Annotated in this window: 16 protein-coding genes; 8 read left to right on the forward strand and 8 right to left on the reverse strand. The window is 68.2% G+C overall.

The window, feature by feature from the left end; genetic code table 11:
- Positions 1 to 11: 11 nt before the first annotated feature.
- Positions 12 to 2,069, forward strand: a complete 2,058-nt coding sequence (locus BLU38_RS15805; protein ID WP_197679737.1) for an oxidoreductase — start codon at positions 12 to 14, stop codon at positions 2,067 to 2,069.
- Here the strand turns inward: BLU38_RS15805 and BLU38_RS15810 are convergent.
- Complete coding sequence (locus BLU38_RS15810) at positions 2,060 to 3,031, reverse strand: SDR family oxidoreductase (protein WP_091526308.1); 972 nt, start codon at positions 3,029 to 3,031, stop codon at positions 2,060 to 2,062. The genes BLU38_RS15805 and BLU38_RS15810 overlap by 10 nt on opposite strands.
- Before the next feature lie 63 nt (positions 3,032 to 3,094).
- On the opposite strand from BLU38_RS15810, the gene BLU38_RS15815 reads away from it, so the two are divergent.
- Entirely contained in the window at positions 3,095 to 4,039 is a 945-nt protein-coding gene (locus BLU38_RS15815; RefSeq protein WP_091526310.1) for a helix-turn-helix transcriptional regulator, read from the forward strand.
- An 18-nt stretch (positions 4,040 to 4,057) separates the two neighbouring features.
- Here the strand turns inward: BLU38_RS15815 and pyrH are convergent, their stop codons facing one another.
- Positions 4,058 to 4,801, reverse strand: a complete 744-nt coding sequence (pyrH, locus tag BLU38_RS15820; protein WP_091526312.1) for a UMP kinase — start codon at positions 4,799 to 4,801, stop codon at positions 4,058 to 4,060.
- 109 nt (positions 4,802 to 4,910) lie between these two features.
- On the opposite strand from pyrH, the gene BLU38_RS15825 reads away from it, so the two are divergent.
- On the forward strand, positions 4,911 to 5,390 hold the full coding sequence (locus tag BLU38_RS15825; RefSeq protein ID WP_091526314.1) for an HIT family protein: 480 nt from the start codon (positions 4,911 to 4,913) through the stop codon (positions 5,388 to 5,390).
- A 52-nt stretch (positions 5,391 to 5,442) separates the two neighbouring features.
- Here BLU38_RS15825 and BLU38_RS15830 read toward each other — a convergent pair whose 3' ends face one another.
- The 5 genes from BLU38_RS15830 to BLU38_RS15850 all read right to left on the reverse strand — a co-directional run bounded on the left by BLU38_RS15830 (position 5,443) and on the right by BLU38_RS15850 (position 9,337).
- A complete protein-coding gene (locus tag BLU38_RS15830) occupies positions 5,443 to 6,081 on the reverse strand; it encodes a class I SAM-dependent methyltransferase (protein WP_091526316.1) in 639 nt (212 codons plus the stop codon).
- Between the two features lie 83 nt (positions 6,082 to 6,164).
- Positions 6,165 to 6,482, reverse strand: coding sequence for a hypothetical protein (locus BLU38_RS15835; RefSeq protein WP_091526318.1), 318 nt, complete (start codon positions 6,480 to 6,482; stop codon positions 6,165 to 6,167).
- Between the two features lie 49 nt (positions 6,483 to 6,531).
- A complete protein-coding gene (locus BLU38_RS15840; protein ID WP_091526320.1) occupies positions 6,532 to 7,299 on the reverse strand; it encodes a GNAT family N-acetyltransferase in 768 nt (255 codons plus the stop codon).
- 101 nt (positions 7,300 to 7,400) lie between these two features.
- A complete protein-coding gene (locus BLU38_RS15845; protein ID WP_091526322.1) occupies positions 7,401 to 8,057 on the reverse strand; it encodes a response regulator in 657 nt (218 codons plus the stop codon).
- The gene (locus BLU38_RS15850; protein WP_091526324.1) at positions 8,054 to 9,337 is read right to left on the reverse strand and encodes a sensor histidine kinase; all 1,284 of its coding nucleotides are present in this window, start codon (positions 9,335 to 9,337) and stop codon (positions 8,054 to 8,056) included. The genes BLU38_RS15845 and BLU38_RS15850 overlap by 4 nt, the downstream gene beginning before the upstream one ends.
- A 222-nt stretch (positions 9,338 to 9,559) precedes the next feature.
- Between BLU38_RS15850 and BLU38_RS15855 the strand changes: the two genes are divergently transcribed.
- A complete protein-coding gene (locus BLU38_RS15855) occupies positions 9,560 to 9,910 on the forward strand; it encodes an SHOCT domain-containing protein (protein WP_091526326.1) in 351 nt (116 codons plus the stop codon).
- Between the two features lie 71 nt (positions 9,911 to 9,981).
- On the opposite strand, the gene BLU38_RS15860 is transcribed toward BLU38_RS15855, so the two are convergent.
- Positions 9,982 to 10,413, reverse strand: a complete 432-nt coding sequence (locus tag BLU38_RS15860; RefSeq protein ID WP_231919869.1) for a RidA family protein — start codon at positions 10,411 to 10,413, stop codon at positions 9,982 to 9,984.
- Between the two features lie 152 nt (positions 10,414 to 10,565).
- On the opposite strand from BLU38_RS15860, the gene BLU38_RS15865 reads away from it, so the two are divergent.
- The 4 genes from BLU38_RS15865 to BLU38_RS15880 all read left to right on the forward strand — a co-directional run bounded on the left by BLU38_RS15865 (position 10,566) and on the right by BLU38_RS15880 (position 14,847).
- A complete protein-coding gene (locus BLU38_RS15865) occupies positions 10,566 to 11,651 on the forward strand; it encodes a WD40/YVTN/BNR-like repeat-containing protein (protein WP_091526330.1) in 1,086 nt (361 codons plus the stop codon).
- 268 nt (positions 11,652 to 11,919) lie between these two features.
- Positions 11,920 to 12,810 carry a siderophore-interacting protein gene (locus BLU38_RS15870; protein WP_091526332.1) on the forward strand — a complete coding sequence of 297 codons (891 nt, stop codon included), beginning with the start codon at positions 11,920 to 11,922 and terminating at the stop codon, positions 12,808 to 12,810.
- 79 nt (positions 12,811 to 12,889) lie between these two features.
- Positions 12,890 to 13,708, forward strand: a complete 819-nt coding sequence (locus BLU38_RS15875) for a PP2C family protein-serine/threonine phosphatase (RefSeq protein ID WP_157683495.1) — start codon at positions 12,890 to 12,892, stop codon at positions 13,706 to 13,708.
- A gap of 146 nt (positions 13,709 to 13,854) precedes the next feature.
- Positions 13,855 to 14,847, forward strand: a complete 993-nt coding sequence (locus BLU38_RS15880; RefSeq protein WP_091526336.1) for an IS481 family transposase — start codon at positions 13,855 to 13,857, stop codon at positions 14,845 to 14,847.
- The last annotated feature ends 42 nt before the right edge of the window (positions 14,848 to 14,889 follow it).

Raw genomic sequence — 14,889 nt, forward strand, 5'->3', positions numbered from 1 at the left:
TCGCGTTGATCATGAAGGTGTGGAGGCCGGGCCGGATCGGAACCCTGGAACTCGAGCATCGGCTGATCATGGGGTCGATGCACCTCAACCTGGAGGGGCGCGACGATCAGGGGGCTGCATTGGCAGCCTTCTATGCGGAGCGGGCCCGGGGTGGCGCTTCGCTGATCGTCACCGGCGGGCTGGCCGTCAGCCGGGTCGGTGCCGGCGGACGGATGTACGCGTTGATCAACGAGCCGTCCGGCCAGCAGGCGCTCCGACCGTCGATCGAGGCGGTGCACGCCGAAGGCGGCAAGATCGCCGCGCAACTCTTCCACGCCGGACGGTACGCCTTTGAGACGTCCTTCGGGCTGCCGCCGGTCGCGCCATCGCCGGTCTACAGCAGCTTCTCCCGCAGCACACCGACCGAGCTGACCGAGGACGGGATCCGGCAGACCCTGCAGGACTTCGCCGATGCCGCCCGAGTATCGGCCGAGCTCGGTTTCGACGCCGTCGAGGTGATGGCCTCCGAGGGCTACCTGGTCAACCAGTTCCTGTCGCCGGTGACCAACCAGCGGGACGATGACTGGGGTGGCGATGCCCGGCGACGGCAGGCGTTCGGTCTGCAGTTGCTGCGGATGATCAAGGACGCCTGCTCCTTGCCGGTGATCTTCCGGATCTCCGGCGCCGACCTGGTCCCCGACTCCAGCACACCCGCCGAGATCGCCGACTACGCCGTAGCTCTGGCCCGCGGCGGTGTCGACGCGATCAACGTCGGGGTCGGTTGGCACGAGGCCAGAGTGCCCACCGTCCAGACCCTGGTCCCGCAAGGCGTCTGGGTGCCGTATGCGGAGTCGATCAAGGACGCCGTCCACGACGCCGGCGTCGACGTGCCGGTGATCGCCTCGAACCGGATCAATCACGTCGATCACGCCGAGCAGATCCTGAACGACACGGCGATCGACTTCATCTCGATGGCCCGGCCATTCCTGGCCGACCCGCGGATCGTCGCCACGTCCCGGACCCGGCGACTCGACCTGGTGAATACCTGCATCGCCTGCAACGAGGCCTGTATCGACCGGTCGATCGGCGATGCCGAGGTCTCCTGTCTGGTCAACCCCCGCGCCGGCCGCGAACTGGACTTCCCTGAGAAGCCCCCTGAGCCTGTCGAAGGGGCGGACGACTCGGCACTCCGGATAGCGGTGATCGGTGCCGGACCGGCCGGCCTCGAGGCCGCCCGATCCCTTGCCACGCTGGGACATCGGGTGACCCTCCATGAGGCGGAGGACGAGCTCGGCGGGCAGTTCCGGATGGCCAGGCAGGTGCCGGGCAAACGGGACTTCGGCGAGACGATCCGCTACTACACCAAGATCCTTGACGAGCTCGGCGTCGACGTCCGGCTGCGGTCGCCGATCAGCGCCACAGAGCAACTGTCCGGCTACCACGGGATCGTGCTGGCCACCGGGGTCGAGCCCCGACGCCTCGACCTGCCGGGGATCGACGGTGCAAGCGTGCTCGACTACCAGCAGGCCTTTGCCGATCCGACGGCGATCGGACGACGGGTCGCGATCATCGGCGGCGGCGGGATCGCTGTCGACCTGGCGCACCTGCTGCTGGCCGGGGCCGAGTCCGATGATCTTGCTGCAGAACAGGCGGCGTTCGGTGCCGAATGGGGGCTGGGCGGTGTGGCTGTCACGTCCGAATCCGACCGCACGGTCACCCTGATGAGACGCACCGGCAAGATCGGCTCCGGGATGGGGATCACGACCCGCTGGGCGGTCGTCGGCGCGATTCGACACCACGGGGTAACCATGATCACCGGCGTGGCCTACCGATCCGTCACCGAGCACGGTGTGCAGATCGACACCGACGACGGGCCGAAGCTGATCGAAGCCGACACCGTGATCATCGCCGCCGGCCAACAGCCGAACGATCGGCTGATCAAGCTGATCGACCCGCTCGGCATCCCGTACGAGGTGATCGGCGGTGCCGCGGACACCGCCGGGCTGAACGCGGTCCGGGCGACCAGCCAGGGCCTCGAGGCCGCCCACAAGCTGGCCGCCCGGGTGACCGCCGGACCGAATCAGCGGTAGTTGCTGACGTCCGGCGGTGTGGCTGCTCCCTCGCTGTCGATCATGAACCGCCAGGCGTCCGGCCGGGAGCCGTCGACGTCGTCGACGCCGTAATGATCGGCCAGGTCGAACGAGGTCACCGACCGTTGGTTCCACTGCGCCCGATCCGGATCGGCAGCCAGGGCTGCGATCGCTCGTCCGACGAAGGCGGGTGACTCCGAGATCACGAACGAGGGCGGCGGCTCGCCCTCGGCACCCGTGGAATCGGCCGAGGCCTGCATCCAGTTGTCCTCGGTCACCCCGAAGGCATCCAACATCGCCTCCGACCGCAGCCACCCGGGCGTGATCGCGACCGCCGTGCCACCGCGCGCCGCGAGCTCGTGCCCCTGGGAGAAGGCCAGCCGATTCAGACCGGTCTTCGCGAGGTCGAAGAACGCCGAGATCCGATAGCGACTCTCGTTGTAGGCGTTGTGACCGTCGGTCAGCTCGACCAACAATCCGCCGGGCTGCTGTTGCACCAGGCCGAGCGCGTAGTGGCTGGTGATCAGATGGGTCTCGAGCATCCCGTGCAGAATCTTCAACCCCGCCTGCAGGTCGTGCTCCCAGACGGGCTGATCCCAGTGCCCGATATGCAGGTGTTCGCCGCCGACGTCATTGATCAGGATGTCGAGTCGTCCATGGTCGGCATCGATCGACGCGACCAGGTGCTCGACCTGCTCGGGGTCGGAGTGGTCGACCCGCCGCCAGATGCCGATGCCGCCGGCGTCGGTCACCGCCTGCGCGGTGTCCTCGATGACCTCGGACCGGCCGAACTCCGACGGGCCGTCGGTGCGGGTGCTGCGCCCGGTGCAGTAGACCGTGGCGCCCGCCGCACCGAGGGCGACGGCGATGCCGCGGCCGGCCCCTCGGGTCGCCCCGGCCACCAGGGCGACCCTGCCGGTGAGCGGCTTCCGGTCGGGATTGTCTGCTGCTGTGCTGTTCATGGCACAACCTTGCCGGCCGGTCACTGACAGAACCTGTCACGTTTGCAGAATACGCTGACCGACATGCGGAGCTCTCGACTGCTCGCGCTGTTGATGGCGATCCAACGGCGCGGGCACAGCACGGCACCTCGGTTGGCCGCCGAGCTCGGCGTCTCGGTGCGGACGATCTACCGGGATCTTGCTGCGCTGCAGGACGCCGGAGTGCCGCTCTGGACGGCGGCCGGCCCCGGTGGCGGGGTCCGGCTGATCGAGGGGTGGCGGTCGCCGATCGACGGGATGACCGGCGACGAGGCCCAGGCCCTGCTGCTCGGCCAGGCCGGCGCCGACCTCGGACTGGCCTCGGTGCTGGCGACGGCCCGGTCCAAGGTCCGCTCCGGTCTGCCCAGCTCGGTCCAGTCCCAGATCGATCTGATCAGCGAGCGATTCCTGGCCGATCAGCGGCGCTGGTTCGACGACGCACCCACGCCGACCACCCTGCCGGAGCTGGCCGACGCGGTCTGGCGCGGTGTCCGGATCGACCTCCGCTACGGGAAGCGTTCGGCTCGCCGACTGGTCGATCCGCTGGGTCTGGTGGTCAAGGCCGGCGTCTGGTACCTGGTTGCGGCTCATCGGCGACAGCCACGCACCTATCGGGTCGATCGGATCGGCTCGGTGACACTGCGCACCGAGCCGGCGGTACGCCCGGCGGGGTTTCAGCTCGGCAGCTACTGGGAGAACGCCGGCACCGAGATCGACCGAATGATCCGGGTGATCGATGCCGTGATCCGGATCCCCCGCGGAGCGGCGATCGCCTTACAACACAGCGTTCCCGGCCCGGCCACCATCGCGGCAGTGGAGACGGCTCGGCCGGTCGACCATGATCGACTCGAGGTACACCTCGGCGTAGAGGAGACACCGATCGCGGTCGCGATGCTGATCGGTGTCCCGGGGGTCGAGGTGGTCCGGCCGATCTTCCTGCGCCGGGCGCTCCATGATCACGCGGCGTCGGTGCTCCGCGCCAATGCCTGAAGCGACGGGCGGATCCGGTCAGCCGGACGTGATCGTGGTGCCGACGTCGTGGCCGAGGCAGGAGTCGCGCATCAGTCCGTCGCCGGCGACGTCGAAGACGTGCATCACCAGCCGTTGCTCCTCGGCCAGCACGAAGGCGTTGGTGTCCATGATCCGCAGCCCCTTGCTGATGGCTTCGGTGTAGGTGAGCCGGCGATAGCGGGAGGCGTCGCTGTGCACGTTGGGATCCTTGTCGTAGACGCCGTCGACACCACGTTTGGCCACCAACAACGCATCCGCATCGAGTTCCAGGGCGCGCTGCACCGATGGATAGTCGGTTGTCACGTACGGCTGGCCGATGCCGCCGGCCAGCAGCACGATCGCACCGCGCTCCAGGTGGCTCATCGCCCGCAGCCGGATGAACGGCTCGGCCACGCTCTGCATCGGCACTGCGGTCATCACCCGGATGTCGCCGTCGTCCTTGCCGGTCAGGGATCCACGCAGCATCAGCGCGTTCATCACGGTGCCGAGCATGCCGATGTTGTCGGCCTCGGCGCGGCCGATCCCCCAGCTGTCGGCCATCCGTCCGCGGAAATAGTTGCCGCCGCCGACGACGACGCCGATCTGGACTCCGAGCCGATGCACCTGAAGGATCTGCTCGGCCATCTGATCCAGTGCCTGCGGGTCCACACCCCAGCCATTGTCACCGGCGAGCGCTTCACCACTGAGCTTGAGCACGACCCGTCTGAAACGGGGTGGTCGGTCGGATTCGCTGGTGTCCACGGAACGCTCCTTCGACGGTCGGCTCGGTCGAGCATAGGAGACCGCGGCCGGTTCGGCTGGCCCGGCGTGGGCCGTCGACCTGCGACCCGGGCTACGTTACGTTGCCGGTGTGCAGGATTGGCAACGAGATCGGATCGGCAGCGCACGCCGCGGTGAGAATCCCGCGGTGATGGCGCGGATGACGGCCAGCTTCGCCGTGATCGGCGACGTCCAGTTCCTACCGGGTTACTCCGTCGCTCTCGTCGACCGGCCCGGCATCGAGCGGCTGAGCGACCTGCCGCGCGCCGATCGGACCCGATTCCTTGCCGACATGGATGCGCTCGGTGAGGCCGTCGAGCAGGCCTGCCGGGCCCGCGATCCGCAGTTCCGCCGGGTGAATCTGGAGATCCTCGGCAACATCGACCCGTTCCTGCATGCCCATGTCTGGCCGCGGTACGACTGGGAACCCGCCGACCTCGTCAATGGCCCGGTCTGGCTGCATCCGAAGCAGCGGTGGTCCGACACGACCACTGCACTCGGCCCGCAGCACCAGCAGCTCCGCGACGACATCGTGTCCTACCTGCCGCCGTCCCAGCTGTCCGCGTCGTAACGGTCTGCGGGCGTCGGGCCGGCGGTTCACCGACGAAAATGATCTTGTACGGCTACCAGTTCGGCTTGCTGGCGACCACCCGCTCGATGATGCCGGCCAGGTAGCGGTCCTGGTGGTCGATGTGCAGGCCGGCGGCGTACAGGTGCTTGATCGGCCGGCGGGTGAAGTGTTCGCCGGCGTGCCGGATCGACCACAGCTCGAGTGTCCGTTGCAGGAAGCGCAACCCTCCGTGCGACGAGCTGACGTGGTCGACCAGGATCAACTTGCCGCCCGGTCGCAGCACTCTGATCATCTCCTGCACCGCTCGTTGATCATCGGGGATGGCGCACAGGGCGATGGTGCAGATCACGGTGTCGAAGCTGTTGTCGGCAAGATCAAGAGCGTCCGCGGTGCCCTCGCGGAGGTCGACCGACAACCCGAGCGCGGTGGCGCGCTGCCGAGCGACCTGGAGCATCCGCGGGCTCAACTCGACACCGACCAGGTCGACGCCGGCGGGGTACCACGGCAGGTTCAGCCCGGTCCCGATGGCGACCTCGAGCGTGCGGCCCTCGGCCTGTCCACACGCCCAGCCGCGACTGTCGCGCAGCACCCGCCGTTCGATGAACCCCATGCTGCGGTCGTAGCTGTCGGCGTGGTCATCCCAATAGCCGCGTTGTTGTCGGTCAGCTTCCGAGAGATGCTCCGGTGCCATGACGACGACAGTAGTGACGTTGGTGGTCAGACAGACAGACTTTTGTCATCCGTCCCGAGGACTGATGCCGAGGTCGGGGGCGGTCAGGAATCCCGGTCGACCAGCGCCCAGGACGCACCGGCCGACAGGGCGGTGACGCTCAGCACGGCCGGCCAAGCGCCGATCCTCTTGGCCAGTGGATGGCTCAGGCCGAAGCCGCCGACGTAGATCGCGCTCAGCGCCGCGGTGGTGGCCGGGCCCTTCTTGGCCAGCCAGCTCCGGCCGGCGAAGACACCGGCGAGACCGAGCAGGACGCCGCCGAGCGGTCGGATCCCTGTCTCCCGGGCCGCCAGGTAGCCGCCGATCAGGCCGGTGACCACGATCGGGGCGGTGTGAACGCTCTCTGCAGGACGAAATGCCATACCTCAGTACGGTACGCGGCGACCGAAACCGTCGAGTTCTTGGCTCGGGTCAGCGGGAGGAGCGGGAGATCACCGACAGTCGGCCGTCGGCCGGTCCGTCGCCCTCATCGGCGGGGCGGAGCTTCCAGAGCTGGCCCAGCAAGGGCAGCTTCAGCCGGGCGGCCACCCGTTGGGAGGACAGGTTGTTGGCGTCGGTGCTGTAGAAGATGTGGCCCGGAAGGTCACGGCAGGCGTCGGCCCAGGCCGCCGTCGCGGCCGCTGCAAGTCCGTGCCCGCGGGCGTCGACAGCGGTCCAGGTGCCGGCCTCGACTCCGGCTGCTGCCAACCGTGCGGAGTGACACAGCGACAGCATCCGGTCCTCGTCGACGACCATCGCCCAGGGGCCGTGGCGGCCGTCGAGCAGTTCGCTCCATTCCGGTTCGTCCCAGGTCGGTGGCACCTGCAGCCGGCCCAGCATCGGATCGGGTACGTCGGAACGGATCAGCCGGCCGACCGACGGCTCCGGCTGTGCGGCCGGTGCGCTGCAGTCGTAGCCGGGCCCGACGGTGATCTCCAGCGGGCCGAGCGCCTTGCGCAGCAGCCCCTGCACCAACCCGACGACGACCGACGGCTGTTGGTCCTGAGCCATCGATCGGATCTCTCTGACCACCGCGGGATCCAGATCGTTGCGGGCCTCGATCACGACGCCGTCGCCGGCGTCGCCGATCACCACCGAGGGCGGTGCCTCGGTGGTCCGGCGTCCCGGTCCCCAGATCACTGCGATCTCGGCCTCGAGCAGGTCGATGTGCGAGGGGCCGTGCGGGAGTTGCTCGTCCATGGTGCGGTGATTCTCGCACTCGTCGGCACCTCATGCACGCCGAATCGGCATCGCCACGCGGGCTGCCCGGTCGCGCCCCACCGCACGACGGCCCTGCACCGTCAGTCGACCAGTCCGGCCTGGTAGGCGAACACCACCAATTGGGCGCGATCCCTGGCCTGGAGCTTGACCATCGTCCGGCTGACATGGGTCCGAGCGGTGGCCGGGCTGACCACCAGCCGCTCGGCGATCTCGTCGTTGCTCAAGCCCTCGCCGACCAGGCCGAGCACCTCCCGTTCGCGCTCGGTGAGCTCGCCGAGCAGCGGATGCGGCTTGTGGCTGGCCGGCCGGGAGCCGGTGAACGAGGCGATCACCCGCCGGGTCACCGACGGACTGAGCAGCGACTCACCGGAAGCGGCGATCCTGATCGCCCGGATGAAGTCGACCGGGTCACTGTCCTTGATCAAGAAGCCGCTGGCGCCGTTGGACAACGCCTCGAACACGTACTCGTCCAGCTCGAAGGTGGTCAACATCACCACCTTGGTCTCCGCGGTGTCGGCTCCGGACTTGATCTTCGCCAATGCCTGCAGTCCGTCGGCCAGGGGCATCCGGACATCCATCAACACGACGTCGGGATGATGTCGTTTGACCAGGTCGACGATCTCGTGGCCGTTGCCGGCCTCGCCGATCAACTCCAGATCGTCCTCGGCCTCCATCAGCACCCGGAGTCCCATCCGGACCAGCGGTTGATCATCGGCGAGTGCGACGGTGATCGTCATGGCGTACTCCTCGGGGGCTGCAAACCGAACTCTGCATGGACGGCGAAGCCACCGCCCGGATCGGGACCGGCTCGTACGGTCCCGCCGACCGACTCTGCGCGCTCGACCATTCCGAGCAGGCCGTTGCCGTCATGATCGGCGGGAATCCGGGCCGGTGGGCCGTCATCGGTGACGTCGATGGTCAGAGTCGTCGGACGGCGTTCGATGGTGACGGTGGCGGTCGCGTGCTGGGTGTGCCGGGCGACGTTGGTCAACGCCTCCTGGACGATCCGATAGGCAGCCGAGTCGATCGGCCCGGGAAGACCATCGACCGGTTCGGCCATGATCAACTTGACTGTCCGGCCGGCGGCGGCGAAGGCGTCGACCAGTTCGGGGAGCCGGGCCAGGCCGCCCACGGGCGCCCGCAGCTCCCCGGTCTCGCCGCGGAACACGGCCAGCGTTGCGCGCAACTCGTCCAAGGCGTTCTTGCTGGTCGATCTGATGGCCTGCAAGGATTCCTCGACCTTCTCCCGGCCGGTGTCGGTAGCGTCCGATCCGCGGCCCTTGTCCAGCACGTACAGTGCGACGCCGGCCTGCATGTTGATCACCGACAGGCTGTGGCCGATCAAGTCATGGACGTCCCGCGCGATCCGTAGCCGTTCCTGGTAGGCCGCTCGTCTCAGGTCGAGCTCCCTGGTCCGCCGGCCGGCATCGATCCGGCTGCGGCGCAGGGTGGCGATCAGTGCCGGAATGATCATCGCGGCACCGAGCAGGATCAGGGTGGTGTAGAGCGACGGGTCGAGGAGACCGAGGTCGGGTTGGGAGACGAAGCCGGCCCAGATCAGCGGTGCCAGCAGCGTCGCCCAGGGCGCCCAGCGACGCGGGCTCATCCGATTAGCCATCGCGACCAGGGCAACTGCCGGTCCGATCACCACCGGGCCGATCGGCAGTCCGACGCCGAGGTAGCCGGTCGCCGCGATGACCGTGATCGCAAACCCGGTGCGCGGTCGCAGCCGGCGGATGGCGATCCCAAGCACCAACAGGCCAGCCCAGATCAGGGCGGCTCCGGTGTACGGCTCACCCAGCCCCGGCCCGCCGGTTGCCGGCCCGAAGTCCGGCGGTCCGAAGTCGCCGCCGTCGCCGCCGGGTGGTCCCCAGCGCGGCCAGCGCCGGTCGTTGTCGGTGGGCACCGCCGCGAACTGGCCAGCTGCTCGTGCGAAGGCCAACGAGATGGCCCCGATCAGCAGTCCCAACGGGATGTCGAGCAGCAACGCCCGGAAGCGGTCGCTCGGTGCGGTCATCGCTGCTCCTTCCGGGACGGGTGCTGATCGGCCGGGTGCCGGTGTTTGCTCGGGTGGGCCGGCCGGCTGTGTGCTGCCGCCGGACGCCGCGATTGCAGCCTATTGCGCCGGATGGTGCGCAGACATCACCTCGGCTGCGTAGCCGGTCTACGTAGCTCGACGTACGACAGATGTCGCCTGACGGACGATGTCCGCCCGGTCGTTCTCGGGGACGGTTGAGCCATGAATCCACACGGCTGGGGCCCCGGAGGCCCAGGTTTCGATCATCTTCACGGCGGAGTGCCGTTCTTCGCCCCGTTCTTGGGAGTCGGTATGTTCCTGTTCACCCTGCTGCTCATCGGAGCAGTGTTGTTCTTCCTTGCCCGCAACGGGAAGATCGGTCCGCCACCGTGGGTCGGCGGCGGCAATCGCGTCACCCCGTTCAGCCCGGAATTCGAGGCGCGCAAGACGTTGGCGAATCGGTTCGCCAACGGCGAGATCGCCAGTGACGAGTTCCTCGAACGTGCTTCGGCGTTGAACTGGACGCCCGGCGTCGATCCGCGCCCGGCGCCCACCAAGAAGCACAAGCACTGACGGCAGGCGCCGGTCCGTCGGTCGGGGATCCCTGGGCTGGTCGAAGGGCTGGTGACGGTCCTTCGACAAGCTCAGGACGCGTGTCGTGGTTGCCCGGCGCTAGTCCGGACCGCTGTTGCGGTGACCTCGACGAGCTGGTCGGGGTAGCCGAGGGCGGCGACGCCGAGCAGTGTGCTCGGTGGGGCATGGTCGCCGAAGCCGTCCCGCACGACGGTCCAGGCAGCGACCAGGTCACGGCGGTCTGCGGAAGCGACATAGACCGTCGTCTGCATGACATCGGTCAGCGCCGCACCGGCATCGGCCAGGGCCTGCTCGAGATTGGCCATCACCTGGGCTGCCTGCCCGGCGACGTCGCCGACGGCGACCGTCGTACCGTTCGGGGCCAGTGGGCAGGCGCCCGCGGTGAAGATCAGCTCCGCGTCGGAGAAGTCGATCTTGGAGGAGTAGGCGTACTCCGCGACATCGGAGAGTGTCGAGCCGCGGGTCATTCGGATACCGGACACGCCGCCAAGGCTAGATGATCTTGGTCGCCGGGCCGATCGGTTTGTTGTAGCCAGACCCCATCGTTCGTTCGTGCCGATCAGGGCGGATCGGCACCTTGACGCAGCCACCGGATGGCGCGACTCTGTAATCACGTCGCGCCCGAGGAGGGGTCATGTCGGAAGCTGTTCTGCTGGTCGGCACGCGCAAGGGGCTGTGGATCGGCCGCTCCGACGAACGGCGCTCGTCCTGGACCTTCGGCGAGCCCGAGTTCCTGATGGAAGCCGTCTACGGGATCGGTGTCGACACCCGGGGCGGGGCGCCCCGGATCTTCGTCAGCGGCACCAGTGAGCACTGGGGTCCCGGCGTCTACTACTCAGACGACCTCGGTCGGACCTGGACCGAGACGCAAGGAGCTGCGGTGCGGTTCAGTCCGGAGATCGGCGCCAGCGTCGAGCGGGTGTGGCAGATCCAACCCGGCTCCGAGGCCGAGCCGGATGTGATCTACGCCGGTACCCAGCCGTCGGCGCTCTTTCGCTCCGCCGATCGTGGCGAGTCCTTCCAGTTGATCACCGCGTTGTGGGATCACCCGCACCGCGAACATTGGAACGCCGGCTACGGCGGGCAGGCGATCCACACCGTCGTCCCGGACCCGAAGGACCCCGCCCACCTGACCGTGGCGATGTCGACCGGCGGCGTCTACCGGACCGCCGACTCCGGACAGAGCTGGTCGCCGGCCAATGTCGGCATCAAGGCCTATTTCATGCCCGATCCGTGGCCCGAGTACGGGCAGTGCGTGCACAAGGTCACCGCGCATCCCGCCCACCCCGAACGGATGTACGCGCAGAACCATCACGGCGTCTACCGTTCCGACGACGCCGGCGAGAACTGGATCCCGATCGCCGACGGGCTGCCCAGTGACTTCGGTTTTCCGATTGTGGTGCATCCGCAGCATCCGGACACCGTCTATGTGTTTCCGTTGATCGCTGACGGCCGCCGGATACCGCCCGAGGGCAAGGCACGGGTCTGGCGGTCGACCGACGCCGGCGCCAGCTGGACAGCGCTGGCCGGCGGACTGCCGGACAGCTTCTACGCGGCTGTGATGCGGGACGCGTTCTGTGCCGACAACGCCGACCGGGCGGGGCTCTATCTCGGCGCCCGGGACGGGACGGTCTACGCCAGCGCCGATGACGGCGACCATTGGCAACAGCTGGCCGCACACCTGCCGGATGTCTACTCCGTCCGCGCAGTGGTTGCCTGAACAGCTGCCGCGCGCCCGCGCCGCCGATTTCGCAGCACCACTGGCCGCGACCCTGAGCCGTGACGCGGGGTCGGGATCGGTGCTGCTGCGTTCTTGGCGCTCGCCGCGGTCAACCAGGACGGATCATCACGAGGCCCCGTCGGCCGGCATGGCGAACCGAATCGCGGCCGGCGGACTTCTTGTCGTCGGCACCATCTGCCGGACGCCCCGGTTGCGCGCTTGTCGTGTCGGGTTAGGGTGACCTAAATACCATCTCGCAAGGAGCCGCATGTCATCCCAACCCGCCGAGCCCGCTGTCGCTGAGTCTCCCGCTGCCGCTCCGGCGGCCAAGCCACGCAGGGTGCGCAGTGCGACCGTGGTTCGCAAGGAATGGTTGACCCCCGACATGGTCCGGGTCTATTTCACCGGTCCCGATCTGGCCGATCTTCCCGAGCTGACCTTCACCGATCACTACGTCAAGATCCTGTTCCCGCCGGAGGGAGCCGACTACAGCTGGCCGTTCGATCCCGAGGCGTTGCGGGAGACGCTGCCGCGGGAGCAGTGGCCGGTGACCAGGACGTACACGATCCGTTCCTTCGACCGAGCGGTCGGGGAGATGGCGATCGATTTCGTCGTACACGGCGACGCCGGACTGGCCGGCCCGTGGGCAGCGAAGGCCGAGCCGGGCGCAGAGCTCGGCTTCCGTGGACCCGGCGGTGCCTACGCGCCGGAATCCGGCTACGACACCCATCTGCTGGTCGGTGACGAGGCGGCGATCCCGGCAATCGCCGCGGCGCTGGACCGGTTGCCGGCGGGGTCGCGGGCGATCGCGTACCTGGAGGTCGCCGACCCTGATCATGAGCAGCCGTTGCCCGGTGGCGATCAGGCGCAGGTCGTCTGGGTGCATCGTGACGCCCGGCCGTACGGCGAACCGCTGGCGCAGACCGTTCGCGAGCACGGTCTGCCGGAGGGCAGCTTCCAGACCTTCGTGCACGGCAATGCCGGGATGATCAAGGATCTGCGGCGTTACCTGTTCGTGGAGAACGGGGTGGATCGCCGGCAGGTCTCGATCTCCGGCTATTGGCGGACCGGGCAGAACGAGGATGCCTGGCAGTCGGGCAAACGTGACTTCATGGCCGGAGTCGAGGCCGAGGAAGCAGCAGCCCTGACCGGACGCTGACCGGCAGCCGGATCCGGGTGGGGCCGAATTGAGGGTCGGTGGTCACGGAACGGTGCCGGGCGCATTAGGCTCTGCTGCCGTGCATCTGCTCGAGTTCGGGGCCGTCACGGATTGCGGCCCGGTCCGAAGCGTCAATGAGGACAGCATCCTGGCCGCGCCGCCGGTGTTCGTCGTCGCCGACGGTGTCGGGGGAAGTGCGGACGGCGAGGTCGCCAGCGCGATCGTCGTCGAGGAGTTCGGACGGCTCGCCGAGCAGCCGGTGATCGACGCCGACCGGGTCAGCGCAACGATCCAGGCCGCGCACACCCGAGTCTGGGAACACAATGCCGGCCGCCCACACGGTGCCAGCAGTACGGCCGTCGGTGCGGTCGGCGTGCTGTCCGGTGACGAGCCGTACTGGGTGGTCTTCAACGTCGGCGACAGCAGGATCTATCGACTCGGGGTCGCGACGCCGGAGGCCTCGGACCGGACGCTGAGCCAGATCAGCGTCGACCACAGCCACGTCCAGGAATTGGTCGACGCCGAGGTGATCACCGCCGATCAGGCCACGACCCATCCGGACCGAAACCTGGTGACTCGGGCGATCGGCGCCGAGGAGGAGGTCGAGGCCGACTTCTGGTTGATCCCGATGGTGCCGGGGGACCGGCTGCTGATCTGCTCCGACGGATTGTTGGCGGTGTCGGATCCGGACCTGCAGCGAGCCCTGTCCGGCGACGCCGGCGCGGAGCGGACCGCGGCCGACCTGCTGCAGGCGGCGCTGGCCGCCGAGACCACCGACAACGTGTCGGTGATCGTGATCGACGTCGTGGCCAGGGGCACCGCCGACCGGACTGCGACGCCGCAGTCGGAGGAGCTGACGTCCGTTCAGCCCCATCCGGCGGCCGCCGAGTCCTCCTGATCCTCGAGGTTCCACGGCCGCCCTCCTAGGTGTGATGTCCAGGGAGGTTGTACCGCTTTGGTTCGGTGAGTCGGCGGGACAAGTGAAGGCCTCCGGTTGTGAAGTGGAGCTGTCTAGTTCACCGCTTCACTGACCAGGAGGCCTTCGTGTCCCACGCTAACGCTGCTTTGACCCCGCGCGCTCGTCTGCGGCTGGCCCGACTCGTTGTCGATGCCGGTTGGACGTATACGACGGCGGCCAAGATGTTCATGGTCGCCCCGAAGACGGCGAAGAAGTGGGCCGATCGCTACCGGGCGGAGGGGACCGCGGGGATGTCGGACCGTAGTTCTCGTCCACACAAGAGTCCGACCCGGACCAGCCCGGACACGGTTCGTCAGATCGTGCGGGCGCGTTGGCGGCACCGGCTCGGACCGGTCCAGATCGCCGGCCGCCTCAACATGCCAGCCTCGACGGTGCACGCGGTGCTGGTCCGCTGTCGGATTAACCGGCTCTCCCACATCGACCGAGTCACCGGTGAGCCCCTCCGCCGCTATGAGCATGATCATCCCGGGTCGTTGATCCATGTCGATGTGACCAAGTTCGGCAACATCCCTGACGGCGGCGGGCACCGGTTCGTCGGGCGCCAACAGGGTCTGAAGAACCGTGCCGGCACGCCAGACAGGCCCCAGAGCAAGCACCGCAACCCACTGCTGGGCACCTGTTATCTCCACACCGTCATCGACGATCATTCCCGCGTCGCCTATGCCGAGATCTGCACCGACGAAAAGGCGATCACCGCGATCGGTGTGCTCCGCCGGGCGGTTGACTGGTTCAACGACTGCGGGGTCACGGTAGAACGAGTGCTGTCCGACAACGGGTCGGCCTATGTCTCCCGTGCCTGGCGGAATGCGTGCGGCGAGCTCGGCATCGTCCACAAACGGACTCGGCCGTACCGGCCCCAGACCAACGGCAAGATCGAACGCTTCCACCGCACCCTGGCCGATGGTTGGGCCTACGCCCGTCTCTACACCTCAGAAACCGAACGCCGCGCCGCACTCCCGGGCTGGCTGCACTTCTACAATCACCACCGAGCCCACTCCGCCATCGGAGGCAAACCACCACTCACCCGGCTGACCAACCTCCCTGGACATCACACCTAGGAACGTCTTGTAACGTCGTCCCGACACGCAGCGGAACTGTGG

Origin of the sequence: Microlunatus soli, from assembly GCF_900105385.1 — a bacterium.
Classification (GTDB): domain Bacteria; phylum Actinomycetota; class Actinomycetes; order Propionibacteriales; family Propionibacteriaceae; genus Microlunatus; species Microlunatus soli.